General features: G+C 65.6%; 28 protein-coding genes, 1 tRNA gene and 1 pseudogene. 16 read left to right on the forward strand and 14 right to left on the reverse strand.

What is annotated here, in order from left to right; genetic code table 11:
- Nucleotides 1-166: 166 nt before the first annotated feature.
- Entirely contained in the window at nucleotides 167-1,324 is a 1,158-nt protein-coding gene (locus G6N25_RS12700) for a helix-turn-helix domain-containing protein (protein ID WP_083072325.1), read from the forward strand.
- Here the strand turns inward: G6N25_RS12700 and G6N25_RS12705 are convergent.
- The gene (locus G6N25_RS12705; RefSeq protein ID WP_083072324.1) at nucleotides 1,317-2,870 is read right to left on the reverse strand and encodes an LCP family protein; all 1,554 of its coding nucleotides are present in this window, start codon (nucleotides 2,868-2,870) and stop codon (nucleotides 1,317-1,319) included. The genes G6N25_RS12700 and G6N25_RS12705 overlap by 8 nt on opposite strands.
- A 324-nt stretch (nucleotides 2,871-3,194) precedes the next feature.
- Here G6N25_RS12705 and G6N25_RS12710 point away from each other — a divergent pair, with 324 nt between their 5' ends.
- Both G6N25_RS12710 and G6N25_RS12715 read left to right on the forward strand, forming a co-directional pair.
- Nucleotides 3,195-4,190 (forward strand): permease, encoded by a 996-nt coding sequence (locus G6N25_RS12710; protein WP_232065786.1) that lies wholly within the window; start codon nucleotides 3,195-3,197, stop codon nucleotides 4,188-4,190.
- Nucleotides 4,187-4,918, forward strand: coding sequence for a TIGR03943 family putative permease subunit (locus G6N25_RS12715; protein ID WP_083072322.1), 732 nt, complete (start codon nucleotides 4,187-4,189; stop codon nucleotides 4,916-4,918). The genes G6N25_RS12710 and G6N25_RS12715 overlap by 4 nt, the downstream gene beginning before the upstream one ends.
- Nucleotides 4,919-4,936: 18 nt before the next feature.
- Here the strand turns inward: G6N25_RS12715 and G6N25_RS12720 are convergent, their stop codons facing one another.
- Genes G6N25_RS12720 through rpmB form a run of 5 tightly spaced genes read right to left on the reverse strand, consistent with a single transcriptional unit; the run spans nucleotide 4,937 to nucleotide 6,384 of the window.
- Nucleotides 4,937-5,377 carry a hypothetical protein gene (locus G6N25_RS12720; protein WP_232065787.1) on the reverse strand — a complete coding sequence of 147 codons (441 nt, stop codon included), beginning with the start codon at nucleotides 5,375-5,377 and terminating at the stop codon, nucleotides 4,937-4,939.
- Nucleotides 5,378-5,403: 26 nt separating this feature from the next.
- Nucleotides 5,404-5,682: a 30S ribosomal protein S18 gene (gene rpsR, locus G6N25_RS12725; protein ID WP_372506959.1), complete on the reverse strand. Its 279-nt coding sequence runs from the start codon at nucleotides 5,680-5,682 to the stop codon at nucleotides 5,404-5,406.
- Nucleotides 5,676-5,981 (reverse strand): 30S ribosomal protein S14, encoded by a 306-nt coding sequence (gene rpsN, locus G6N25_RS12730; RefSeq protein ID WP_083072320.1) that lies wholly within the window; start codon nucleotides 5,979-5,981, stop codon nucleotides 5,676-5,678. Before rpsN ends, rpsR begins: the two co-directional genes overlap by 7 nt.
- A gap of 2 nt (nucleotides 5,982-5,983) precedes the next feature.
- Nucleotides 5,984-6,148, reverse strand: a complete 165-nt coding sequence (gene rpmG, locus G6N25_RS12735; RefSeq protein ID WP_083072319.1) for a 50S ribosomal protein L33 — start codon at nucleotides 6,146-6,148, stop codon at nucleotides 5,984-5,986.
- A complete protein-coding gene (gene rpmB / locus G6N25_RS12740) occupies nucleotides 6,148-6,384 on the reverse strand; it encodes a 50S ribosomal protein L28 (protein WP_083072318.1) in 237 nt (78 codons plus the stop codon). The genes rpmG and rpmB overlap by 1 nt, the downstream gene beginning before the upstream one ends.
- Nucleotides 6,385-6,497: 113 nt before the next feature.
- On the opposite strand from rpmB, the gene mrf reads away from it, so the two are divergent.
- The 10 genes from mrf to G6N25_RS12790 all read left to right on the forward strand — a co-directional run bounded on the left by mrf (nucleotide 6,498) and on the right by G6N25_RS12790 (nucleotide 14,530).
- A complete protein-coding gene (gene mrf, locus G6N25_RS12745) occupies nucleotides 6,498-7,694 on the forward strand; it encodes a ribosome hibernation factor-recruiting GTPase MRF (RefSeq protein WP_083072317.1) in 1,197 nt (398 codons plus the stop codon).
- Entirely contained in the window at nucleotides 7,694-7,987 is a 294-nt protein-coding gene (locus tag G6N25_RS12750; RefSeq protein WP_083072316.1) for a type B 50S ribosomal protein L31, read from the forward strand. The genes mrf and G6N25_RS12750 overlap by 1 nt, the downstream gene beginning before the upstream one ends.
- 230 nt (nucleotides 7,988-8,217) lie before the next feature.
- On the forward strand, nucleotides 8,218-9,009 hold the full coding sequence (locus tag G6N25_RS12755) for a metal ABC transporter solute-binding protein, Zn/Mn family (RefSeq protein WP_083072386.1): 792 nt from the start codon (nucleotides 8,218-8,220) through the stop codon (nucleotides 9,007-9,009).
- Nucleotides 8,996-9,784, forward strand: a complete 789-nt coding sequence (locus tag G6N25_RS12760; RefSeq protein ID WP_083072315.1) for a metal ABC transporter ATP-binding protein — start codon at nucleotides 8,996-8,998, stop codon at nucleotides 9,782-9,784. Before G6N25_RS12755 ends, G6N25_RS12760 begins: the two co-directional genes overlap by 14 nt.
- A gap of 62 nt (nucleotides 9,785-9,846) precedes the next feature.
- The gene (locus G6N25_RS12765; protein ID WP_083072385.1) at nucleotides 9,847-10,719 is read left to right on the forward strand and encodes a metal ABC transporter permease; all 873 of its coding nucleotides are present in this window, start codon (nucleotides 9,847-9,849) and stop codon (nucleotides 10,717-10,719) included.
- Nucleotides 10,719-11,603 carry an alpha/beta fold hydrolase gene (locus G6N25_RS12770; RefSeq protein ID WP_179961669.1) on the forward strand — a complete coding sequence of 295 codons (885 nt, stop codon included), beginning with the start codon at nucleotides 10,719-10,721 and terminating at the stop codon, nucleotides 11,601-11,603. Before G6N25_RS12765 ends, G6N25_RS12770 begins: the two co-directional genes overlap by 1 nt.
- 153 nt (nucleotides 11,604-11,756) lie before the next feature.
- A complete protein-coding gene (locus G6N25_RS12775) occupies nucleotides 11,757-12,404 on the forward strand; it encodes a S1 family peptidase (protein ID WP_083072314.1) in 648 nt (215 codons plus the stop codon).
- A 193-nt stretch (nucleotides 12,405-12,597) separates the two neighbouring features.
- Entirely contained in the window at nucleotides 12,598-13,062 is a 465-nt protein-coding gene (locus G6N25_RS12780) for a lipoprotein LpqH (RefSeq protein WP_083072313.1), read from the forward strand.
- 42 nt (nucleotides 13,063-13,104) lie between these two features.
- Complete coding sequence (locus tag G6N25_RS23520) at nucleotides 13,105-14,040, forward strand: MAP_0585 family protein (RefSeq protein ID WP_169924603.1); 936 nt, start codon at nucleotides 13,105-13,107, stop codon at nucleotides 14,038-14,040.
- Between the two features lie 217 nt (nucleotides 14,041-14,257).
- Nucleotides 14,258-14,530: a hypothetical protein gene (locus G6N25_RS12790; RefSeq protein ID WP_083072312.1), complete on the forward strand. Its 273-nt coding sequence runs from the start codon at nucleotides 14,258-14,260 to the stop codon at nucleotides 14,528-14,530.
- Between the two features lie 22 nt (nucleotides 14,531-14,552).
- Here G6N25_RS12790 and G6N25_RS12795 read toward each other — a convergent pair whose 3' ends face one another.
- The gene (locus G6N25_RS12795; RefSeq protein WP_083072311.1) at nucleotides 14,553-14,900 is read right to left on the reverse strand and encodes a DUF732 domain-containing protein; all 348 of its coding nucleotides are present in this window, start codon (nucleotides 14,898-14,900) and stop codon (nucleotides 14,553-14,555) included.
- A gap of 306 nt (nucleotides 14,901-15,206) precedes the next feature.
- Here G6N25_RS12795 and G6N25_RS12800 point away from each other — a divergent pair, with 306 nt between their 5' ends.
- Nucleotides 15,207-15,377 (forward strand): hypothetical protein, encoded by a 171-nt coding sequence (locus G6N25_RS12800; RefSeq protein WP_163672443.1) that lies wholly within the window; start codon nucleotides 15,207-15,209, stop codon nucleotides 15,375-15,377.
- Nucleotides 15,378-16,457: 1,080 nt separating this feature from the next.
- Nucleotides 16,458-17,654, forward strand: coding sequence for a hypothetical protein (locus G6N25_RS12805; RefSeq protein WP_142272459.1), 1,197 nt, complete (start codon nucleotides 16,458-16,460; stop codon nucleotides 17,652-17,654).
- A gap of 140 nt (nucleotides 17,655-17,794) precedes the next feature.
- Here the strand turns inward: G6N25_RS12805 and G6N25_RS12810 are convergent.
- The 7 genes and pseudogenes from G6N25_RS12810 to G6N25_RS12840 all read right to left on the reverse strand — a co-directional run.
- A pseudogene (locus G6N25_RS12810) lies at nucleotides 17,795-17,952 on the reverse strand (SDR family oxidoreductase); the annotation flags it as partial.
- Between the two features lie 307 nt (nucleotides 17,953-18,259).
- Entirely contained in the window at nucleotides 18,260-19,606 is a 1,347-nt protein-coding gene (locus G6N25_RS12815) for a type II toxin-antitoxin system HipA family toxin (protein ID WP_083072309.1), read from the reverse strand.
- Nucleotides 19,606-19,926, reverse strand: coding sequence for a helix-turn-helix domain-containing protein (locus G6N25_RS12820; protein ID WP_142272458.1), 321 nt, complete (start codon nucleotides 19,924-19,926; stop codon nucleotides 19,606-19,608). Before G6N25_RS12820 ends, G6N25_RS12815 begins: the two co-directional genes overlap by 1 nt.
- Nucleotides 19,927-20,123: 197 nt before the next feature.
- A complete protein-coding gene (locus tag G6N25_RS24470) occupies nucleotides 20,124-20,831 on the reverse strand; it encodes an RES domain-containing protein (protein WP_083072307.1) in 708 nt (235 codons plus the stop codon).
- 18 nt (nucleotides 20,832-20,849) lie between these two features.
- Complete coding sequence (locus G6N25_RS12830) at nucleotides 20,850-21,536, reverse strand: hypothetical protein (protein ID WP_083072306.1); 687 nt, start codon at nucleotides 21,534-21,536, stop codon at nucleotides 20,850-20,852.
- 82 nt (nucleotides 21,537-21,618) lie between these two features.
- Nucleotides 21,619-21,690 (reverse strand) — tRNA-Thr (locus G6N25_RS12835).
- 27 nt (nucleotides 21,691-21,717) lie between these two features.
- Nucleotides 21,718-22,446 carry a hypothetical protein gene (locus G6N25_RS12840; RefSeq protein ID WP_083072305.1) on the reverse strand — a complete coding sequence of 243 codons (729 nt, stop codon included), beginning with the start codon at nucleotides 22,444-22,446 and terminating at the stop codon, nucleotides 21,718-21,720.
- 159 nt (nucleotides 22,447-22,605) lie between these two features.
- Here G6N25_RS12840 and phoP point away from each other — a divergent pair, with 159 nt between their 5' ends.
- Entirely contained in the window at nucleotides 22,606-23,325 is a 720-nt protein-coding gene (phoP, locus tag G6N25_RS12845; RefSeq protein WP_071510567.1) for a two-component system response regulator PhoP, read from the forward strand.

Raw genomic sequence — 23,325 nt, forward strand, 5'->3', positions numbered from 1 at the left:
ATCTCCAAGCGCTGCTCGGGCGTGAGCCTTGGGGCCCATCATTCACATTCACATGGATCGCTTCGTGCTCATTGCCTGGTCGTCACACTCTCTGTCGAGTGGATAAAAGCCAGTTCAGGGGCATGTACCTCGACACCTTCACCGTGCCTGTGCGAAAATCACACACATGGACCACGCAACGCTTGGACGTCGGGTTGCCCAGGCGCGTGAGGAAGAGGGCATCTCTCAAGGAAGGTTGGGGGAACTCGTGGGCCTCGACCGCACGGCCATCAATCGTGCCGAAAGCGGTGACCGCAAGCTCACCATGACCGAGATGGTCGCGATTGCCGAAGCCTTGGAGCGCCCACTTGGATTCTTCGTCAACGATCCGCTTCCGGCCGTCGTCAATCGAAGAAGGGACCTCGTTAACGCACCTGACGATGCACGTCACGATACGACCCAGGCGCTTGATGCCGAAATCGAGTTGTTCGCATCCGATGCCCTCATGCTTTTAGAGATGGATCTCATCGCACCGGTGAAACGCGACCAGGACGCTAGGACACCGCAAAACCACGACGAGGCCGAACATTTGGCGGCCGCAACCCGTCACCGTCTGGGTTCAGCGAATGAGCCAATACTCAATCTTGGGGCGGCTTGCGAGCAGCTCGGGCTGTATACCTACGCCGCCCCCTTAGGAGTCAATGGCCCAGACGGTGGATGCGTCGAGGTCACTAGTGATGTGGAAAGCATCGCTGTTGCCGTGATCAACGGCGACATGGAATCAGGTCGCCGTCGAATGACGCTTGCTCACGAATTGGGCCACTGGCTTTGTGGTGACGCCTACGACGCGATGGCCGGGGTGGAGTGCGAGAAGATGCTTTTCTCGTTCGCCATTCACTTCCTCGCCCCACGCTCCGGCGTGACGAGCGTGTGGTACAACCACCGCGATTGGAATAACCGTGACCGAGCGCTTGAGGTGGCCGCGACGTACCACCTGAGCTGGTCAGCGGCTGTGAACCAACTGCGTAATCTTGGCTTGATCGACTGGAGAGATGCCGAGACGCTACTCCATCAAGAGCCGCGAACAGGCGACTATGTTCACCTCAAGCTAACTTGGGCAAGAGAACCCGAGAGCCCCTACCTTTCCCCCAGCTTCGCTGCGGCATGCATCGAGGGCTACACCTCGGGTCGACTAACGGCGGCCCGGACCGTTGAACTGCTGCGCGGCACGATGACGCGGGATGACCTCCCGGAGCGACCACCCAAAACGTTGGACGATTTGCGAAGGTCATTCGCGGGCAATGTCTTTCAAACTGGCGCACTACCCGCTTGCGCGCCTAGTTAACGCACGGCACGCCGCCGCCGTCGATCGGTTTCCCTTGGTCAGGCGTCGGATAGGTGGTCGTGGTGCCGTTGTAGTAATGCGTGTTGGACTTGCTGGACGTCGTCGTGGTCGTCGTTTCGTCCATGGTGGTTTCGTCCGGTGCGGGCATCGAGAAGTTGGTATCCACGGTCACCCGGATGTGTCCGGGTGAGATGCTGGGGTCGGGTTGGCTGGGGGCGTCGAGGCCGAGCAGGCTGGCGACGTTGTGCGCGTCGGTTTCCGCGCCGACGCCGTATTGGACCGTGGTCGCGGTCGGCTCGCCCGAATCGCGGTCACGGACCTGCCCCGCGGTGTAGCCACGCTTTTTCAGGGCGCGGGATACCTCGGTGGCCAGCCCACTCATGCTGCCGGCGTTGACCACGTCGACGACGGTGGACGGACTCGGTTTGGCGGCCGTGGTCGCGGGCGTGGTCGTCGGCGGCGGGGCGCCGATCGCCGCGGCCACCTCGGCCTTGATCGCCGCCGGGTCGATGATGTTGACGTCCTGGCCGTCGATGTTGTCGTAGCGCACCACGGGCAGCGTCCGGAACTCGACGTTACCGCCGGCCAGCGCGCCGAGCCGTTGGATCAGGTCCTCGTCCCATCCGGATGACAGCACGACATCCTTACGCGCCACCGCCATCAGGCTCTTGAGCTTGTCCAGGTTGGTGAAGGTGCCGGAAGCCTGCAGTTCCTGCATGACCGACGAAATGAATGCTTGCTGCCGGTGCGTGCGGTCCAGGTCCCCGTTATCCAGCTCGTGACGCTGCCGGACAAAGGACAGCGCCTGCGACGCATCCAGCCGCTGGCGCCCGGCCGGGAAGTCGGCGCCCGAATACGAGTCGTACACGGGGTGATTCAGGCACACCTCCACGCCGCCCAAGGTCTGGGCCAGGTCGTAGAAACCGGCCAGGTTGATCTCGGCGAAGTAGTCGATCGGGACGCCGGTCAGGCTTCGCACCGCGCGCAAGGTCGCGGCCCGGCCCGCTTCCCGGCCCTTCGTCTCGAGTTCTTTTTGGCTGCTGGCGCCCTGGTTGGCGAGTTTCTGGGCGACGTATTGCTTGGTGAGCCCGTATGCCTCTTTGATCTTGATGTGGTTGTATCCGGGAACGCCGTTGAAGGGCACCCAGTCGTCGCGGGGAATCGAAAAGGCGACGACCTTCTCGTCGGCCCCGACGTGCACGAGTATCAGGGTGTTGGTGTTGTAGCCGCCGTCGTCGGAATCGCCGGCGTGCAAATGCTTCAGGATCGACCACGGCAGGTCGTTGCCGTCCTGGTCTTTGCGCGAGTCCAGGCCTATCAGCAGGATGTTCATGTTGTCGCCGCTGGATCGCGGGTCCTCCGGCGACAGCGCCTGCGAAACGGTGATGCCGCCCAGCGCGCCGTGGGCCACGTAATAGCCCCCGCCGGTCATCAACACCGCCGCCAACGAGACCAGCGCCATGAAGCCGCGCGTCAGCCCCTTGTGCAGACGCGATGACCGCCGAACGGCGCGATGGCGATGATGTGCACCGCCAGAACGTGCCATCAAAGGCCTGGTCCCCGTACCAGCGCACCACCCATTGCCGCAATAGAGGTTTGCGGTGATGTCGCTTGCGGCATGCCGTCAAGTATGCGGCAGCTTGCTGTGAAGCCTCCAATCAAGCGTGTCGATGTAAGCAGGTTCACGCGCTCGAAGGGCCGAACGCGACGGGCCCGAACCGCTGGCTACCAGTGGCTTTGGCCACGGCCGGGCACGCGGACGGGGTGGTACCGGCCGCCCGATCGTGGACCCGTCGCGGTCACGTTCGGCGGTCGTTGAGTGTCGTGTCGCATTTCCGGAGCGGGCCCGGCGCGCTGACATACTGGGACGGTGGCCACACTGAGGACCAAGCCCTGGCTGCGCGTCGGGTCGATGGAAGTTCTGGTGGGGGTCCTGGTGGCTTGCGCGTTGTCGGCGACGGTGCTGCGCAACGCGGTCTTCGACAGTGCGGCGTTGTCGACGGCGGGCACCGTGTTCTGTGGGGTGTTCGTGCAGGCGGTTCCCTTCCTCGTGCTCGGGGTGGTGGTCAGCGGGTTGATCGCGGTCTTCGTCTCGCCCGACCGGTTGGCGCGCTGGCTGCCGCGACGTCCCGCGGTGGCGGTATTGGCCGCGGGCGTGGGCGGGGCGGCGCTGCCGGGTTGTGAGTGCGCGTCGGTGCCGGTGGCGCGGCGCTTGTTCGGCGAAGGAGGGGCCACGGGGGCCGCGGCGTTGACGTTCATGCTGGCCGCGCCGGCGATCAACCCGGTGGTGCTGGTGGCCACCGCGGTGGCCTTTCCCGGTGCCCCCCGGATGGTCCTTGCCCGGATGGGCGCGTCGCTGCTGACCGCGGTGATCATGGGTTGGGCGTGGGCGCGGTGGGGCCGCGCGGAGTGGGTTACCCGCCGGCTGCCCCCTGCGGGCGCCCGGACCGGGTCGCGGCGGGTGGTGTTCACCGAGGCGGTCCGGCACGACTTCCTTCAAGCGGGGTCCTACCTGGTGTTGGGCGCCGCCGCGGCGGCGATGCTCCATGTGGTGGTGCCGCGGTGGGTGTTCGCGCACCTGGCGGCGGACCCGATCCTCAGCGTCGCCCTGATGGCCGCCCTGGCGGTGGTGCTGGCCTTGTGTTCGGAGGCCGACGCGTTCGTGGCCGCCAGCATGACGATGGTGCCGCTGCTGCCCCGGCTCGTGTTCCTGGTCGTGGGCCCGGCCGTCGATGTGAAACTCTTCGCGATGCAGGCCGGCATGTTCGGCCGGGCTTTCGCGGCGCGCTTCGCCCCCGGCACGTTCCTGGTCGCGACGGCGAGCGCCTGCGCGGTCGGGCTGCTTCTTCTCGGCGGTGGCAGTTGAGCCGCGAAACCGAGAACACGGTTTTGCTGCTGGTCGGCATCAGCGTCGCCATGATCGTGTGGTCAGGTGCGTTCACCCGATACGTCAAGCCTGGGCTGCTGCCCTGGCTGGTCGCGTCCGCGGTGCTGCTCGTCGCCTTTGCGCTATTTGTGATCGTCGGCGACATTCGCAGGGGCGGACCGCGGGTCACCGATCGGGCGGATGATCACGGCGACGAGCACTCGCACAGGGCCGGCATAGCGTGGCTGCTCGTCATCCCGATCCTGGTGCTGTGCTTCGTGGCTCCGCCGGCACTGCGGTCCTCGGCCGCCGCGCCCTCGGTGACGTCGGTATCCAACGACGTTCTGAACCGGGCATTTCCGCCGCTGCCGCCCGGGCGGGCCCCCGAAGTGTCGCTGCCCGACGTGCTGATGCGCGAGGCTCACGACACCACCGGTTCGTTGACCAATCGGCCGATCACCATGACCGGCTTTGTCCTCAACGAGGCGCACGGCGTGGACCTTGGCCGCATCGTCATCATCTGCTGCGCGGCCGACGCCCAACTGGCCCGCATCCATGTCGGTGGCCCGGCCGCGGACCAGGCCGCCGGCCTGCCGGACAACACGTGGCTGCGGGTCGAGGGCAAAGTTATACCCGCGCAACCTAATTCCGGTGCAACTCCGACGTTGCAGGCCACCACCGTCGCCCGCATCGATGCGCCCGCGAACCCCTACGCCTACCCCCATTGACGGGGCCGCTTCCTTCTCTCAATTGCTTCGACTGGCGCCGCGGGTCCAGAGCTGATGCCGGCCGAGTTGTCTTGGCAATGGCGCGTTTTCCCACTGCCCGAGCTCGAGCCAATCACGCAGGGCCGCGGCGTCGCCGTCGTCGATGATGGGCCCGACCCAATGGGGCGGTCCGCAGGCGACCCGGTCGTTCGTGCACGGCTGGACCACGGCCATCACGCCGCACCCGGTCGGGCGGGACGCGCAGGTGAGTGGTCCGAGCATGCACGCGGTGGCCACGAGCATGGAATGCGGGCAGCGCCGGATCGTCGGACGTAGCTCGTCGATCACCGAGAGGTCATGGTCGGCCGCGCAGGCCGCACAGACGACGACGGTGAACGGGCGGTCGGTACCGCCGGGCCGGGACGTCACCGCGCCGTGCTCCGGGCCGGGCCGGGTGCCACCCTCATTCCTGCGTTCCAATCGTGTTGCGCCTCAAGGCTCGACGCCTATCGATGGCCGGCGGACTGTCCGGGATAGGGCAGCAGCGCCATTTCGCGCGCGTTCTTGATCGCCGTTTCGACCTGCCGCTGCTGTTGGACCGTCAGACCGGTGACGTGACGGGAGCGAATTTTGCCGCGCTCGGAGATGAACACCCGCAGCGCCGCGGTGTCCTTGTAGTCGACGACGGTGAGCCCGAGGCTGGCGAGAAGGTTCTTCTTCTTGGCGGACCTGACGCCTGGTTGGGCGGCATGCCGAGCCCGCCGGGTTTTGTCGGCCGTCACCAGCTGGCCTTCCGAACGCCGGGTAGCTGGCCGGCGTGCGCCAATTCGCGAAGCCGCACCCTCGACACCCCGAACTTGCGCAGGTGCCCGCGCGGACGCCCGTCGACCGCGTCGCGGTTGCGCAACCGCACGGCGCTGGCATCGCGAGGCTGGCGCGCCAACTCCCGTTGCGCCGCCGCCCGTTGCTCACCGGTGCTCGACGGTGACCGGATGATCTCTTTGAGCTCGGCGCGGCGTTGGGCGTAGCGCGCCACGATCACGCGGCGGCGGTCGTTCTTGACGATCTTGGACTTCTTCGCCATGTTCAGCGCTCCTCCCGGAAGTCGACGTGGCGGCGAATCACCGGGTCGTATTTGCGCAGCACCAGCCGGTCGGGGTCGTTGCGCCGGTTCTTGCGGGTCACGTAGGTGTAGCCGGTGCCCGCCGTCGACCGGAGTTTGACGATGAGGCGGATTTCGTTGCGCGCCATCAGATTCGCTGCCCTTCGCGGCGCAGCCGTGCCACGACGGCCTCGATGCCGTCGCGGTCGATGACCTTGATCCCCTTGGCGCTGACCCGCAGCCGAATGCGGCGGCCCTCCGACGGCAGGTAGTACGTCTTGAGCTGGATGTTGGGCGACCAGCGCCGAGCGGTCCGGCGATGCGAATGCGACACCGCGTTACCGAAACCCGGCGCGCGGCCGGTGACTTGGCACTGGGCAGACACTATGCACACTCCTCCGCGCGCTCGCGCTTATTGAAAATCATTTTCGACAAGCTTCGCCGAAGACGGTACCGTAGCGACAGCTCTAATGAAAATGATTGCCGATAAGGAGCGCGATGCGGACGCCCGTCATCCTGGTGGCCGGCCAGAACGACACCGCCCCGGTCGTGGGGGCATTGCTACGCGCACCCGGGACGCTGGTCGTCGAGCACCGCTTCGACGGTCACGTGGTGCGGCGGACGATGATGATCCTGCAACGCGGGGTGGTGACGACCGCGGAGGCGGGCCTCGAACTCGCGCACGGGTGCGTGTCGTGCACCATCCGCAACGACCTGTTGGTGCTGTTGCGTCAGCTGCACCGCCGCGACGACGTCGACCGCGTCGTGGTGCATCTGGCGCCATGGCTGGAACCCGAGCCGATTTGCCTGGCCATCAACGGGGTTCGGGTGCGCGTGGCCCCCGGCTACGTCGATGGTCCCGCGGCCCTCGATGTGTCGATCGCTGCGGTGGTGACCTGTGTCGATTCATCGGTGTGGCTCGGCCAGGCGCTCGGTGACGCCGGGCTCGACGACGGGCGCACCCAGGCCCAGGTGGTGGTCGGGCAGGCCGAATTCGCCGACATGGCCGTGTTGAACCGCGCCGACCCGTTCGTGGCCGCGGTGCTGCGCCGCCTGTCACCGCGGGCGCGTGTGATCGTGGGCGCCGACGGCATCGAGCACGCTCTGGACAACCTGGTCCGCGACGCGCGGTGCGGCCGGAGCGACGATCCGCACGGTCCGCTGCTGGCCGGACAGCCGCCCCTGGAGTCTCGGGGCCCGATCAACCTGGTCGAGTTCAATGCCCGACGCCCTTTCCATCCCGCCCGTTTGCACGCGTGCCTGGACCTGCTGTTGGAGGGCGTCATCCGCACCAGGGGACGGCTTTGGCTCGCCAGCCAGCCCGAGCAGGCGATGTGGTTGGAATCGGCCGGCGGCGGGCTGCGGGTCAGTTCGGCGGGCAAGTGGCTGGCCGCGCTGACGGCCTCGGAGCTGGCCGGCATCGACGTGGAGCGACGCGCCTTCGCCGAGCTCGCCTGGGACGACGAATACGGGGATCGGCATACGGCGATGACCGTCCTGGCGTGCGGCGCCGACACCGCCGAAGTCCTCGACGCCCTGGACGGCGCGTTGCTCACCGACGAGGAGCTTCGCGATCCCCGGGGCTGGATTCGCTACGACGATCCGTTCGGCGACTGGCACGAAGACCCCTGCGCCGCCCTCGCGGAAACCTCCCAGAACGCGCCCGCCCACCAAGCCCAGGACAAGGACCGCTGATGAAGCCCGGCATCCACCCCGATTACCACCCCGTCGTCTTCCAGGATGCGGCGACCGGCGCCACGTTCTTGACCCGATCGACCATACAAAGTTCGCGCACCATCGAGTGGCAGACGCCGCACGGCGTACGGAGCTATCCGCTTGTCGTCGTCGATGTCACGTCCGATTCACACCCGTTCTGGACCGGCGGACGCCGGATCGTCGACACCGCCGGGCAAGTGGAGAAATTCCACCGCCGCTACGGCAGCCGCCGAGGACCCGCGCTCGAGCGCGGTGACGACGCGGCTGAGTGAGACGGACCCCTCGCCTAGTTATGTTGAAAACGGTTATCGTTCTCCGCGTGAGTGTGCTGCGCCCCGACGTTTACCGGGCATCCATCGCGGCGGCCGCCGCGCTGGCACTCGCCGTGGCGGGCTGTTCTACGAGCCGGACCGGGAACCCGACGGCTTCCGGTGCCGCCACCCGGTCGGCACCCACCGGCGGCGCCGCCGCGGCGTCCTGCCCGACCGGCCCGGTAGCCGCCGTGGTCAGCGTCGATCAGTGGGGCGACATCGTGTCCGAGCTCGGCGGCGCGTGCGCGAACGTCAAAACCGTGCTGGCCGGCTCGTCCGTCGACCCGCACGACTACGAGCCGTCGCCGGCCGATGCGGCTTGCTTCACGGGCGCCAGGCTTGTCGTGGTCAACGGCGCCGGCTACGACGCGTGGGCATCCAAGCTGGCCGCCAGCTCCGCCGTCGGCGCCCACCTGGTGAGCGCCGCGGCGGTCACGAAGACACCGGATGGTGCCAACCCGCACCTGTGGTACCTGCCGTCGGCCGTGACCGAGGTCGCCGACGCGGTGACCGGAGAGTTCAGCAAGCTCGACCCGCAGGCCACTGACTACTTCACGCAGCGCCGGGCCCAGTTCGCCGCCGCGATAGCCCCGTATACCGGGCTGATCGCCAAGATCAAGGCCGGGGCGGCGGGCAAGTCCTACGCGGCCACCGAAACGATCTTTGACTACCAGGCGCAGGCACTGGGCCTGGTCAACAAGACCCCGGAGGGTTACCGGCGGGCCTCCGCCAGCGAGTCCGACCCGTCGCCGGGCGACATCGATTCCTTCCGCAGCGCGCTGGCCGGCCGGCGGATCGACGTCTTGATCTACAACACCCAGACCGAGGGTTCGATCCCCGAGCAGATTCGCACGGCCGCCGAACAGGCGGGGGTGCCCGTCGTCGACGTGACCGAGACCGTCGCTCCCGGGCAGACCTCGTTCGAGGGCTGGCAGTACACCCAGCTCGTCGCATTGGGCAAGGCGCTCGGTGTCCCCGCCTGAGGTCGCCGCCACTCCCGCCGCGCTGGCGTTCACCGACGTCAGTGCGATCCGCGGCGGACGGCTCGTCTGGTCACACGCCACCTTCACCGTGCCCGCCGGCGGCATCGTTGCCGTCATCGGATCCAACGGATCGGGCAAGACCACCCTCTTGCAGATGGTCCTCGGCCTGATCCCGGCCGCCCGCGGCAAGATCGAGGTGTTCGGCGGCCGCCCCGGCCAGGCCAATGACCGCATCGGCTACGTGCCGCAGCACTATGCCGAAACCTCGGGGGAGGCCGTCCGCGCGATCGATGTGGTGCTGCTCGGACTCACCGGGCGGCGGTGGGCGTTCGGGCGCAGCACCGAGGCCCAACGCAGGCAGGTCGACCGGGCGTTGGCCGCCGTCGAGGCCACCGACATCGCCGGCCGGCGCCTGTCGACGCTCTCCGGGGGGCAGCGCCAACGCGTCGCGCTCGCCGCGGCTCTGGTGGCGGAACCACAAATGCTGATCCTCGACGAACCGCTGGCGTCGTTGGATCTGCATAGCCAGCGTGACATCGTCGCCCTGCTGGCCCGGCTGCACGCGCAGCTGGGGGTGACGATCCTGGTGGTGGCCCACGACCTCAACCCACTGCTGCCCATCCTCGACAGCGCGATCTATCTGCTCGACGGGCAGCCGCGCTACGCACCCATCGACGATGTGGTGGACGATGCGCTGCTCACCCATTTGTACGGCATTCCGATCCAAGTCGCGCATAACCTGCGCGGGGAGCGGTATATGAGGAGCACATTGTGACCACTCACTTGGAAGCGCTTGCCTACCAACCCAATTGGTGGCCGATTCTCACGTCGGCGTTCATGGGCAACGCGCTGGTGGGCGGTACCATCGTGGCGCTGGCGGCGGGGTTGATCGGCTACTTCGTCGTGGTGCGGCACACCGCCTTCGCCGCGCATGCCTTGGCGCACATCGGATTTCCCGGCGCGACGGGCGCGGTCCTGTTGGGCGTGCCCGTCGTCGCCGGGCTCGGCGTGTTCTGCATCGGCGGGGCGCTGGTGATCGGAGTATTGGGCAAGCGTGCCGCCGATCGGGAGGTGGTCACCGGCACCGTCTTGGCCATGGCGAGCGGTCTCGGCTTGTTCTTCAACTCGCTGGCCACCAAGAGCTCGAGCACCATCACCAACGTGTTGTTCGGCAATCTGCTCGCTGTCTCTCACGATCAACTGGTCAGCTTCGCGATCCTGCTGGCGGTGTTGGGGCTCGGCGTCGGGATCATCTACCGGCCCCTTCTGTTCAGCTCGGTCAACGCCGTGGTCGCCGAGGCCAAAGGCGTGCCCGTTCGCGCGTTATCCATGATCTTCATGGCGCTGCTCGGACTTACCGTCACCATGGCCGTCCAAGCCGTCGGCACGTTGCTGTTGTTCGCCCTGGTGGTCACTCCCGCCGCGACCGCAATCATGCTGACTCCCCGCCCCGTCGTGGCCATGGTGGTCTCGACGGCGATCAGCTTGAGCGCGGTGTGGCTTGGGCTTGGTGCGTCGGCGATGCTGAACCTGCCACCAAGCTTCCCCATCGTCACCGTCGCCTGCGTGATCTGGTTGACGGTCTGGCTGGTCAACCGCCACGGAAGGGCTGCCGCCCAGGGATTGGACGCATCGCCGGGGGCGTCGCTCACGCTCGCCTCGGTGTCGACGGGACCCGGATCGGCTTCGGGGCGTCTTACGATCTCCTGATGACCTCGACGCCGACGGCACCGGAAACGTTCTCGACCCAGGTGACCGGTGGCGTTCGCATCGTCGCCGACCGCCTGGGCGATCCGGAAGCGCGCGCCGTGGTGTTCCTGCATGGCGGCGGGCAGACCCGCCGCTCGTGGGCCAAGGCCGCGGCCGCCGTCGCTCGGCGCGGGTGGCAGGCCGTGACGATCGACCTGCGCGGTCATGGAGAATCCGACTGGTCCAGCGACGGCGACTACCGCGTCGTCAGCTTCGCCGGTGACGTCCAAGACGTGCTGCGCAACCTACCCGCGCGACCCGTGCTGGTGGGCGCGTCCCTGGGTGGATTCACCTCGATGCTGCTGGCGGGGGAACTCGCGCCGGGCATTGCCAGCGCCGTCGTTTTGGTCGACATCGTGCCGAACATGGAGCAGTCCGGCGCGAATCGGATCCATGCCTTCATGGCCGACCGGGTGGAGTCGGGGTTCGGTTCACTGGAAGAGGTCGCCGACGCGATCGCCGAATACAACCCGCATCGGCCCCGACCCACCGATCTGGAAGGTCTGACCACCAACCTGCGCCGCCGCGGGGATCGCTGGTACTGGCATTGGGATCCGCAGTTCATCAGCGGCACCGCGGCGCTTCCCCCTCTCGAGGTCACCGACGCCCATCGCATGCACGCGGCCGTCGACGCGATACTGCGTAGCGGCGTGCCGATGCTTTTGATCCGGGGTCAGATGAGTGACCTCGTCAGCCAACAGCGCGCCGACGAGTTTCTCGCGCTATTCCCGCAGGTCGAGTTCGCCGACGTGCGTGGCGCGGGGCACATGGTCGCCGGCGATCGCAACGACATTTTCGCCGAGGCCGTCCTGGATTTCCTCGCCCGGCACGTCGACGGCCGGTGACCCGCTTGCCCGTGTGGACAGCGGAAGCGCCTGCCGACCAACCACATTCGTAGCGGCGGGTGCATCATCGAGAATTCGTCGAGCCGCCACGTCGTTTTACCCGACAGGTGGTCGCGCTGTTACCATGCTGCCCGACACAAGAAGAGAGGCGGCGTGACCATGCGTTGGTTGCAGGGGTCGGGGCTGGTCGGTGCCGTGGTCATGGCCGCGACGGCGTTAGCGAACCCGGTGCAGGCGCATCCGGGCGTTACGCCGGGCATCAAGGTCGAGGCCGAAAAGAGCGCGTGCACAGCGGGTTTCGCCGCCCAAGGCGACGACGGCAGCTACTACCTCATGACCAGCGGACACTGCGACCCGCATGACGACTCGGCCTGGACCTACGGGAACAACGTCCCCCTCGGGAGGATCACCGCCAGCGAGCAGGAGGGTGATGCGAGGGACGCCGCGATCATCCTCCTCGACCCGAGCGTCGGCGCGCCCACGGGCCACATCGGTGGCAAATATTTGGTCCGGGATGTGTTGAGCGCCACACAGATTCAGCTCGGCATGCCGTTCTGCAAGATCGGTGCGGTCACCGGCGAGACCTGTGGCGTCGTCAAGGACGTGGAGGGAGACGTCGTCGAAGCCAGCGTGTTAAGCCTCAACGGTGACAGCGGCAGCCCCGGGTTTGTGAAGAATCCGGACGGAACCGTGAGCGCGGTCGGCCTGTTGATGTCTTCGCCTGATGGTGACGACAACACGACGTATTTCGCGCTGGTGAACCCACTGCTCGGCAGGTGGGGCTTGCGCATTCTGCCCTGAGGCACGCAGACCGCCGGTCAGCAAACCCACGTCCCGCCGGCCGCTCGAGAACCGACGTTTGCGAATTGCTATAACGGGTATCCGGCCGAGCGGCGTTGTGAGCGTCCGCCCTGAGGCCGGTGGGGTCGCGCTGCGTTGACGAGGCCAAGCTGTAGAGGTAGCGCGGCACCAGCGACACGAAGGAGAGCAAGCAGTGAAGCGTGGGATCGTGGTCGGCGTGGCGGGCGTGGCCGTCATGGTCGCGGCTTGTGCCGGCTGTTCGAGCAACAAATCCAACACGGGCGCGTCGAGTTCGGCGCCGGCGCCGGCCGGCCCGCAGATCATCGTCGACGGTCAGAGCCAGAACGTCACCGGCCAGGTCACTTGCAACTCGGCCAACGGCGTCACCACCATTGGCATCGGTGACGCGACGGCCGGAATCGGGGCCGTGGTCAGCAACGACAACCCGCCCATCGTCCATTCGGTCGGACTGGGCGGCGTCAACGGAGTCACGCTCGGTTTCTCCGACGCCGCTCCCAACCAGGGCAGCAACGCAGGGGCCGCGGTCAACGGCAAGTCCTACGCGATCAAGGGCACCGCGTCGGGTGTCGACATGAGCAATCCGCAGCAGCCGCAACCGGTGACCAAGTCGTTCGAGATGGACGTGACCTGCCCGTAGCGCAGGCGATCGATACCCGAGAGAGGGGACACAGCTATGTCTATGAAACGTGTCGTCGGTGCGGCGGCGGTCGCGGCGGGCGTGGGCATCTCGGCAATGACGCTGAACCCGGGCTTCGCCAACTCCGCCCCGCTGGACCCACCGCCGCCGTGCCCGAACTGCCACGGCGGCGGTGGCGGTGGCGGTGGCAACCCGGGCAGTCCCGGCGGCGCGCCGGGAGGCGGATCGCAGGCCCCGCAAAGCCCCCCGCAGACCCACGAGCCGCCGAGTACCCAAAGCACGGCGCCCCCGGCGACCCAAAGCACGGCGCCGCCCGCGACGCACAGCACGCAGCCGCCGGCGACCCAGAGCACGGCGCCGCCGGCGACCCAAAGCACGCAGCCGCCGGCCACCCATAGCACGCAGCCGCCGGTCACCCAGACCACCCAGCCGTCGTGGACACGGGGCAGCGAGCCGTCGAGGACGGAAACCACCGCACCGGGCGCGCAAACCACGCCGCCGAGTGCCCAAACCACCGCGCCGGCGAACGGCCACACCCCGCCGTCCAATCCCGGGGCGCGCCCGGCCCTCAATCCGCCGGCCACCCAGCCCCCTCACCCGCCCTACATTCCGCGTGGAACGTACGTCAGTGCCAACGCGCAAATAGGCGGTCCCGGGGATGTGACTACGGGCTTCAGCATCGTGGGCCACGGCGCGCCACCTCCGCCGCCACCGCGTGGGTTCGGTTGGAACGACGGCCCGGCTCCTGGCCATCCGCCACCCCACTGGGTCGGCCCGCCGCCTCCGGGTGGGTGGGGCGGCCCGCCACCCGCAGGTGGGTGGAACCGCCCGTGGAGCGGGCCGCCGCGTGACGTGGCAGTGGCCCGGGCAGATTTCGGCCCCTTCAACTACAACACCTTCACCGTCCTCCCGGTCTTCAACTGGCAGTTCGGCGGTTGGGGTTACTGGTTCTTCGGTGTGTGGGTCCCGCTTTACTGACAACGATCCGCTGTTGAGCCCTTTGTGAAAGCCGCCCCGGTTCGCCCGGGGCGGCTTTCACTAGCTTCCTCGGCTACCTTGTAAATCTCGGTCCTCCCACGGGTCGGCGGCCGCCGCCAGGATGGTGCCATCGCAGCTGCGGACTCGGCGCAGCTGATTCCCTTGGGGCGGGCGCGAGGCGCCTTGGCGGCATAGGGAGCCACAGAGGAGGAAGCCCATGAGGACTGTCACGGCCATCGTCGCGGGCGGCCTGGCGAGCGTAGCGCTACTCGGCTCGGGCATCGCCCATGCCGACGCAAACCAGGAAAAGGAGGCATGCCAGCTGATGGATGATCCAGCGGGGCGCGACCTGGGCTACGAGCCGGTCGGATACGCCTTCATGCAGTTGCGCGCCAAGATGTCGGCCGAGGACGCGAGAAATGTCATTGCTCTGGCGACCCAGGACTACTGCCCTAATCACATCACCGACCTACCGACTGCCTGGCGGTAACCGGCGGTCCTTGACGTGCCGCTCAGCAGTGAGCGGCCCAGCACCGCTGGTTGGGGCAATAGGTCGAATGTGCGAGGCTCACCATCGACCCGACCTCTCCGAACGTGACGTTTCTGGGGTCCAGGGTGGAATGGATGTGCTGGGCGATCTGGTCATACGTCCAACCCCATCCGAGATCGTCGCAGATGAGGCGCGCCATCCCGGTCAGGGCGGCGTCGTGGTCCGGCTGCCAGGCGAAGCCGAGGGTGCGCAGTTGAGCGAGGTATGCGTCATCGGCGGGATCGGCGGTCGCGACCGCAGCGCTGGTAAGCAGGGCAGCGCCAGCCGCAATGGGGATGGTCAGTCTGGCCAGCCAGTGAGGTGAGGGCATTTGAGGCGCTTCCTTTCGTTGACGGCGCCGTCAGTGTCCGGGTCCACGGCGGCACGAATGCGAAGAATAGAGAAAGCTGGGAAAAAGCAGCTTATGGAGAGCTGAATAGTCGGGTTTTGGGGGCGACTATCCCGCGGAGCCCTGCGGCCGGTATGCCTAACGCCGCGGAAATCCCTGCGTGCGGCGTCGTAAGCGCCACCGGGTGGCTGTCATGTGGGCGCCGTTGTGAGTGGGTGGTCGTTAGTGGTCACGCCACTTGCAGGGTGCGGACATCGTTGGCCCGACCGTGGCCGCCGATGACGATGCGTGCCGTATCCCCGACGCTACGTGAGTTGGTTCGTCGTCTTCGCGTGGTTCGTCGAGCACCTGTGGTTCGCGGTGGAGGGGGTGCCCGGGCGGCTGGGCATGCGATGCGAGCCCGGTGTGGAGTCGAGGTCGGGCAGGCCGGTGAGCTGGACATACCCGTGGAGAACTTAAGCCCGCGGCGTTTTCGAGGGGCCTTGGGGGATCGCTTCAGGAACGCGTGGCCCCGCAACTGATATCGGCTTGGAAATCTCCTGGTAGATGCCTGCTAAGATCCAGCTTAGCAAACGACAACCACCGGCATAATACTTGAAATCGAAATTACTTGTCGGTAGCGTAAGGCCTGCATTCGCACGCGCACTTACGATAGCTATCGCTCCGGCAATACAATTGTTCGCCAGGTCGTACAGGATGATATCGTATTTGCTGAGCGATAGTGCTTCACCACCGCCGCCGCAGCCAAGCCATGCTCGTCGCCGAGCCGCTGTGGTCTGCAGCGGCACGCAGCGCACGACGACATCGCGATGCCCCTCGATCTGCGGCCCCCCATGGTCTGCGCCCGGTGTCAGCCGGGGAGGAGAACCCCTCCCGCACCCGCTGGGCCCACCGCTGCTTTGAGGTGGCAGACCCATGCGGTGATCACCTCGCCGTCACCGCCCGTGGCCACCTTCGTGCGCGCGGTTTTACCCATCCACCCACAAGGGGTGTGCCCGGCCTTGTCGGAAGCGGAGCGCTTGTGGTGAGTCACCGGCATGATCGGTATTGGCTTGCGCCACAAGCGCACAACGACGCCATCCGGCCTCGGTGTGCGCCGACCGCTTGTTGGTTGCCTCTGACTTCCACCGACGGTGATCTCCTCGTGTCGTCGCGGTACCGGACATGCCGCACGACCGTTTTCGCGGCCCGCTCGCGTTCTCCTGCTGGGTGCTGCGCGGTGAAATCCGCCGGCACGTTGAGGGGAGTGACCTGCCTGATGTGAGCGGATCGAGACGCTCGCATCATGGCGTTGTCGACACCCAGCGACCACGTTGTGTCACGCTCTTGTTGACTAATTCGGATGCCGCCCATAAATGATTTTGGAGTGGACGTCAATGTGTTGAGCCGGTCATCATTTTTCTGCGCATGTCGCGGCGGGTTTTGCTGCATGGATATATCGCCACAGTGAATTGCCTATTCCATTGTCACAATTCGTCCACCATATTCCACGGGTACGTTTAACGCGTCGTTATCCAGAATTGTATAAAGGAGATGGTCGTGGACCTCGCAGCCCGCCCCCACATCACCGCTGGAGTCGCCCTGGCCAGCGCCGCTATCCTCGCCGCCGGCCCCATGGCCCAGCACCTACCCAACCTTCACCTGGCCCAACACCTCCCCCAGGTGAGCGTGTCGAACATCAATCTCACCGGCGCCGACAGCGTGTTGGACTTGTTCTCCGGCGTGGAAAACGAACTCGCCTCCCTGGCCAGCGGGGCAGCCGCGGCCACGGTGCCCGCCAGCTTGGCCAGCGCAGCCTTCGACCCAACGCAAAACCTCATCGCCCAGACCTGGATCAACACGTTCCAGACCGCTGGCGCCAACCTACAAACGATTTTCAACACTTGGAGCCAGCTCCCTGTGCCGGCCCTGCAGCAGGTCGCCGCCAACGGGATCTCCTACGGCAATCTCTACGTGTCGACGTACCAAACCGCCGCAAACGCCGCGGTTAAGTACTTCACATCGGCTACTGGCAATAACTTTCAGCCCCTCCTGCAAATGGCGGTGAACGACTTCTCGACCGGCAAGATCTCGACCGGGGTGACTCTACTGTGGGAAGCGCTGTATTACTTGCCGCTCGAAAATATCGCGTTGCCGATGGAAAAGATTTTGAATATTCCTGCCTACATAACGCAGAACTTCGCGAACGCGACTAGTCAACTAACAAGTACGTTTGTGAACGGTGCTGGTCTTTATGGTTTGATCAACACCTCCGCCGCTGCGGCGGGGGCCCTCGGTACAAGCCTGCAAGCGGTGTACAACGCGTGGAATGCCGGGGACACGCTCGGTGCGGTGACCAACTTGCTCAACACCCCCGGCGCGGTGACGAACTTGTTCCTCAACGGATCAAAGCCATCTGGTGGAGGTCTGTTCAGCAGCCCCTACATCGCTAAGAACGCCACTGGCCTGCTGAATTGGTTGTTGAACACGTTCAGCCCGGGCTTCGCGAAGGACATCGTTGCTCCCAACGCGGCCAATATTGCGACCGGCGGGAGTTTAGCGGGCGCGTTCCAAGGGTTCGCCAATCAGCTGATTAACGGCTGGCCATCGCTGAGTCCGGTCATCGGCGACATTAGTGCTGGATTGACTCAACTGCTGCAAAACCTCCCCTCGGTGTTGTCGAACCTCCCGTCGATCTTAGGCAATGTCGCATCCCAGGTCGGGACGGTCATCATCAGGCTCCTCGGGCTGCTCTGAGACCGGTGGCGGTCGCCGATGCGAGCCGGTGACCACCAAACGGCAATTGGCCCCCTCCGCACGTTATCGGGCGGAGGGGGCCAATTGTTGGTGATTTCGGTTGTCGCGCACGGGGATTGGCTTTCCGTGGCCGGTGGTGTCTAGCTCAGCGAGACGCCACCCGTGATCAGATCGATGATCGCTTACCCGGCGGGTATGCCCCGCTGAGTGACGCCATGATGTGCCCGTAGTCCACCAGCAGTGCGATCCCGTTGATGCCGAACGCGGCGGCGCTGTTGAGGAACGCCATCGCGTCGCCCGGCCAGCCACCCGCCCCGCCGCCATTGTGAAAGACATTGCACAACATAGACATTCACATCATCCAAACCATCGACCGGGCCCGCCACCTGCGAATACACGGATGCTCAATCGAGCGGACGCGGTACCGGTCGCGTGCCCTCGGAGTTCGCCCGCCCGTGTCTCAGCTCAGCCTTCGTGTGGATCAGTCCCGCCTGCGAGCTTCCCGCTGCGTACATGCCCGAAACGAATCATGACCTCAAACTTGAAAACTGAGCGTCCGGCCGCGCGCCGCGGCAGATACCCGCGTTCTGGGCGCAGGCCGTGACTCACACGAAAGCAGTTGATGTCGCGTCTGGGGGCAGATCACACATCGATTGATTGGCCCGCGTTACTACGCGATCCACGTTAGGTTTCCATGTACCGACCACATGCTGAACAATCCGCTCGGCCATCCGCGCCGCCTCAACCTCGACAGTCGACGGCAGCGACCGTACGGCGCGTTCGAACGCGCCGGGGAGCTCGGCCCGGAGTTCGTCCACCCAGGCCACTCCTTCATCCCCTGGTATCCCCAGCCGGCGTCCAATCTTGCGCCAATCGGAACTGGTGACGTCCAGCATTTTCCAGTGATCGCCGATCTTCATCGAGGACCCAAGGCGCTCATGGTGGTCGTACGGCGCAGCGGAGGCGACGTCATACAAAGGCGATACCTGCGCGCGCGACCCGATGAGGACGAGCGAATAGTTCTTCGCATGGGCGTCCGTTCCGCCGATGAGGACGTTGTAGGCCAGGGCCTTGAAAAAGCGCTTGGCGTTGACGTCTCGGTCCTCAATCGGCAGCCTGTTCAGCAAATCTGCGATATCGCCGACCCCGGGCCGGCCATCGGATTGATATTTCAGGCTCGGGTGTACCGGTAGCGACTGACACATGTCCTCTTGGTGGACTCGGTGCCATCCCGTCTCGTCGTGGAGACGGTCGTAACGAGTCGATACCAACACCTGGGTGTCACCGATCTGCATCAGCTCGGATTCAGCGGCGAGCAGACCAGCCTCACGAGCGGCATGCAGGCACAGCGCCTCGTTGATGTGGTGCTGTGCGTAGCGGACAAGGGCGGGCTTGAGGATGACGGTTGTCGGTGTGGAGTCACGCGGGATTCCGAACTGTCCGGATGCAGGATCGCGGAACAATGCGACCTTCGGTTGCGCGCCCGCGAGGCTCCACTGGCCCCCGAACCTGCCGGGATCCCAATCGTTTTGATGGACGGCGAGCTCCTCGACGAGGTCCGCCAAATCGGCCTCACTCAGCCACTGGATATCGCCGCTTCGAGACCGCGCGTCGGTAGCGTCGACGTCCGGTGGCAGTATCTGGACCGCACCCGCTGCGTCCCGGCCGACATGAGCAAGCAGGGCGAAGGGATTGTTGGGGGACGCGTGGTACTGACGTCCCCACCGCTGTCGCACGCCTTCACTATCCGGGAGCAAGCCTTCGAGGTACGTCCGAATTGCCTTGTCGCGGTGCCGATTCGCTTGGATGGGTAACGACAGCGACAGCGGGGTCGGCTCGACCGCGCCGACGTACGTGTCGTCGTAGGAGAATCCCAGAGTGCCCTGACTGGATTGAGTCACCGTTCCAGCCGGCGTCCCGTCGAGGTAGACCTGCAGCTCCCTGCTCGCCATCAGGCGTCCTTCGTTCCGAACAGCGCGACGAATGGATCAGTCGTCCGCGTGGACTCAGACTTTTCGGGCGCAGCCTCTCGCTGACGTTTGGCGCGATCATTCGATTGAGCCTCGGGCGCAGTCGCTTCGAGGTTCACCCCCAGGACCCGCAGTGCATCGAGTACCCGTTGCGCCTCGAGTCGTGGGTGCCCCTTCTCGAGGCGAACGACCCAGTCACGGCCTGTTTTCAGTTGTGCGGCGAGGTCGGCTTGCGTCATCCCGCGGGCAGTTCGTGCGGAACGAACGAGTACACCGAGATCGCCCATCGTCTTGATCTGCATCTTGGGCACCTCTTGTAGTCGTTCGGCAACTTTTCAAAGTGTAGCCGTTCGGCAACTTTATAAAAAGTCGGCGTTCTGCCACTTTCTGCACGTGGGAGTCGCACCGTGCAGGAATATCGCGGCGCCCCAGCGATTGCTGTTCAACGACCGATACGGACTGAACCGACGACAAGTAGATGACACTGGCGATCCGCACGCTAAGGTCTTCCAGTCTCGATTACTGCGCCCAACTCGACGGCGATCTCGTCCACGAGCAGTCGACCTGGACCCTGGTAAAGATTCTGCGAACCCGGCGGGAAGCGCTCCCAGCTACCTCGCTCCGATTGATATCGCTCGCCAAATAGGACGATGACTTCCTGTGGCCCTTTCCCCGCGAGCTCCGCTTGTCGGGAGTGCCAAATAAGTCCCTGCAACGGTGCGGTGTGCGACTGCGCAAGGGCTGCGATTGCTAATCGGCGTGTGCAGGGGTAGTGCTCCGCTGGACTCGATACGATCTCGGCGCGTTGTAAACCGAGGGCCGCTAGCTGTGAATCGCGAAGGTCTCCAAGCGTCGCATCAACCGGTACTCGAACGTGGGCGAGGAGCTTTTCGCTCAAATGGTGTTCGTAGATAACGTTACTTCCGGATGGATGGACGTCATGGAAGATCGTTTCGAGCAAAACGGTGGGCGGCGTCTCACCTAAATACATGCTCGGCAGCCTTCTCCCGGTCGTGGGGTCGTCAATCGGAGCGAACCGCGTGTCGCCTAATCCAGGGTTGTGTTCGTCGTAGCCCCACGTCCCGTCATAAACGCGATAGAGGGGCGTACCCCTCGTCAACCTGAATGTCTGCAGATTTGGCAGTACCGCGGCCGCGCCGCAACCGCGGGGGCCGGGGCAATCGATGACCTGCGGTGGGAGAAGCATTATGGGCCGTCGGTTGCCCTACGCAATGGGCCCTGCGGCGAAGCGTTCAGCGGCGCGCAATGCTCGTGCCGGATCGGTCCGTGCCACTTCCTCCGGAACACTGCCGGATAGGAAGCTGGTGGGCTTGGTAAGCCACGTCCAAAGTGACCATCCCTGGACGCCGCCCTGGTGGAGTGCCGACAGGATTGGCCGCAGCTCGGGGCGCGGCTCTCCCCGCGCATCCAATTGGAAAGCCGGGATCAGCGTCCTGCCCGTGTAGTTGACGGTAAATAAAGCATGATCGTCCCTGCGTCTGGCTAGCCAAGTTCTAGTGCTTGACACACTCTTGTCCCCTCGCAGCTCGCTCAGCGTTTCGTACGTAAGAACAGGTGTCGCGAGGAGGGCATCGCGATGAGTTGCCAATCGCTGCGCTTGCGTAAGCGTGGCGGGCGGGGTGAGCGTGACTTCCCTGCTCATCAAGACTTGTAGCAAGTCACCTCGAATAGCCTCAACATGTTCAGCCTGGAGGGCGTGGACCAATTCGAGTAGCTGCCCTAGCGCCTCGGTGAGCCGCTCAAGTTCGACACCGCGGCTCACGACGTATTCAGCTTGCAAGCTCCGGACCAGTTCGAGTTGCTCTAATGTCTCATCGAGTTCGCGGCGGCTCAGGCCCCGAATCTCAAGGTGATTGCGGCGCTCGGTGATGACGTAGTCTGCGGAACGCATGTAGCAAGTGTAGCGCGCTTGAACACGTGCTACACCTGCTACGAGACCGCCGTCGCCAGCAACGACGAGCCCTGAGAAGGTGAGCCCCCTGTCAGGATTGAACTGACGACCGCTCGCTTACAAGGCGAGTGCTCTACCACTGAGCTAAGGAGGCCGGTAAATCGGGTGCAAGCCTATCCGGTCATTCGTCTCTGTCGATGATGCGCGTTGAGCGCACCGACCGTGACGACGGGCGCCGTCCCGGGCGCCGGCCGGGCAGCGGGATGCGGTCGGCGATGGAGCTCAGCGGGTTCACCACCATCGTGAGCGAGACGACCGCATCTTGCAGGGTGGCAATCGCGGGCTCCAAGGCCTCCATCCCCGGTGTCAGCCGGGCCAGGGTGTCGGCGACGTCCGCGAGCTGGTCCAGCGGACCATGCTTGGTGGTCAACTTGTCGATCAGTCCGCCCTCGGCGAGCAGCCGCTCGGCCAGCCCGTCCTCGGACAGCACCCGATCGATCAACCCGTCTTCGGCGAGCAGCTGATCGGCCAGTCCGCCGGGCTGCAGCGCGCGCTGCAACCCGCCGCCCTCCGCGGTGAGGCGGTCGAGCAAGCCGCCCTCCGACGTCAGCAGGTCGACGACCCCGCCGGGGCGCAGCAATCGGTCCAACGGCCCGTCGGGCGCCACGGCGCGCCCCAGCGGCGCGTCATCGTCCAGCAGCCGGGCCAGCCGGTTGGCGCGAAGGATCGCGTCGTCGATGCCGAGCATGGACGCCACCGCATTCGTCCCGGAGCCGCCTTCGGCGTCGCCCAAGACGCGCTTCGCCACACCCACGGCCGCCGAAGCGACGTTCAAGCTCGCGTCCGCCGCGGCAAGCCCGACGCGCGCCGGCGCGGTCGCAAGCGACACGATGCCTTTGGCGAAGTCCATGTCTGCAGAGTCTATTCGTGACGCGCCCCGGTAAACCCGCATGGTTCCAAGCCGATGCGATGATTCCTGGCAGACTGTTAGCAGATGACTGGCATCTAGCTTTCAGGAACTACACAATAATCGGGAAGGCAACGTTCAAACAAAGGACGGAAGTACCTCATGACAGCGGCTACCCCAGGCGAAACCAAACCGGAGGCTCGTGTCCTCGTGGTCGACGACGAGGCCAACATCGTCGAACTGCTCTCAGTCAGCCTCAAGTTCCAGGGCTTTGAGGTGTACACCGCAACCAACGGCGCCCAGGCTCTCGATCGCGCCCGTGACGCCCGCCCCGACGCGGTGATCCTCGACGTGATGATGCCCGGGATGGACGGCTTCGGGGTACTGCGGCGGCTGCGCGCCGACGGCATCGATGCCCCGGCGTTGTTCCTGACGGCCCGCGACTCCCTGCAGGACAAGATCGCGGGCCTGACCCTGGGCGGCGACGACTACGTGACGAAACCGTTCAGCCTGGAGGAGGTCGTCGCCCGGCTGCGGGTCATATTGCGGCGCGCCGGCAAGGGCGGGGCCGAACCGCGCAACGCCCGCCTGACGTTCGCCGACATCGAACTCGACGAAGAGACCCACGAGGTGTGGAAGGCCGGGCAACCCGTGTCGCTGTCGCCGACCGAGTTCACGTTGCTGCGCTACTTCGTGATCAACGCGGGCACGGTGCTGAGCAAACCGAAGATCCTTGATCACGTCTGGCGCTACGACTTCGGTGGCGACGTCAACGTCGTCGAGTCCTACGTGTCGTATCTGCGCCGCAAGATCGACACGGGGGAGAAGCGGCTGTTGCACACCCTGCGCGGGGTGGGCTATGTATTGCGGGAGCCGCGCTGA

Origin of the sequence: Mycobacterium heidelbergense (assembly GCF_010730745.1) — a bacterium.
In the GTDB taxonomy this organism is placed as follows: domain Bacteria; phylum Actinomycetota; class Actinomycetes; order Mycobacteriales; family Mycobacteriaceae; genus Mycobacterium; species Mycobacterium heidelbergense.

Excerpts from the sequence above, each read along its gene's own strand:
- G6N25_RS12700 (WP_083072325.1), top strand. The coding sequence starts at position 167 with ATGGACCACGCAACGCTTGGACGTCGGGTTGCCCAGGCGCGTGAGGAA.
- G6N25_RS12705 (WP_083072324.1), bottom strand. The coding sequence starts at position 2,870 with ATGGCACGTTCTGGCGGTGCACATCATCGCCATCGCGCCGTTCGGCGG.
- rpsN (WP_083072320.1), bottom strand. The coding sequence starts at position 5,981 with ATGGCGAAGAAGTCCAAGATCGTCAAGAACGACCGCCGCCGCGTGATC.
- rpmG (WP_083072319.1), bottom strand. The coding sequence starts at position 6,148 with ATGGCGCGCAACGAAATCCGCCTCATCGTCAAACTCCGGTCGACGGCG.
- mrf (WP_083072317.1), top strand. The coding sequence starts at position 6,498 with ATGCGGACGCCCGTCATCCTGGTGGCCGGCCAGAACGACACCGCCCCG.
- G6N25_RS12750 (WP_083072316.1), top strand. The coding sequence starts at position 7,694 with ATGAAGCCCGGCATCCACCCCGATTACCACCCCGTCGTCTTCCAGGAT.
- G6N25_RS12765 (WP_083072385.1), top strand. The coding sequence starts at position 9,847 with ATGGGCAACGCGCTGGTGGGCGGTACCATCGTGGCGCTGGCGGCGGGG.
- G6N25_RS12770 (WP_179961669.1), top strand. The coding sequence starts at position 10,719 with ATGACCTCGACGCCGACGGCACCGGAAACGTTCTCGACCCAGGTGACC.
- G6N25_RS23520 (WP_169924603.1), top strand. The coding sequence starts at position 13,105 with ATGAAACGTGTCGTCGGTGCGGCGGCGGTCGCGGCGGGCGTGGGCATC.
- G6N25_RS12790 (WP_083072312.1), top strand. The coding sequence starts at position 14,258 with ATGAGGACTGTCACGGCCATCGTCGCGGGCGGCCTGGCGAGCGTAGCG.
- G6N25_RS12795 (WP_083072311.1), bottom strand. The coding sequence starts at position 14,900 with ATGCCCTCACCTCACTGGCTGGCCAGACTGACCATCCCCATTGCGGCT.
- G6N25_RS12815 (WP_083072309.1), bottom strand. The coding sequence starts at position 19,606 with ATGGCGAGCAGGGAGCTGCAGGTCTACCTCGACGGGACGCCGGCTGGA.
- G6N25_RS12820 (WP_142272458.1), bottom strand. The coding sequence starts at position 19,926 with ATGCAGATCAAGACGATGGGCGATCTCGGTGTACTCGTTCGTTCCGCA.
- G6N25_RS24470 (WP_083072307.1), bottom strand. The coding sequence starts at position 20,831 with ATGCTTCTCCCACCGCAGGTCATCGATTGCCCCGGCCCCCGCGGTTGC.
- G6N25_RS12830 (WP_083072306.1), bottom strand. The coding sequence starts at position 21,536 with ATGCGTTCCGCAGACTACGTCATCACCGAGCGCCGCAATCACCTTGAG.
- G6N25_RS12840 (WP_083072305.1), bottom strand. The coding sequence starts at position 22,446 with ATGGACTTCGCCAAAGGCATCGTGTCGCTTGCGACCGCGCCGGCGCGC.
- phoP (WP_071510567.1), top strand. The coding sequence starts at position 22,606 with ATGACAGCGGCTACCCCAGGCGAAACCAAACCGGAGGCTCGTGTCCTC.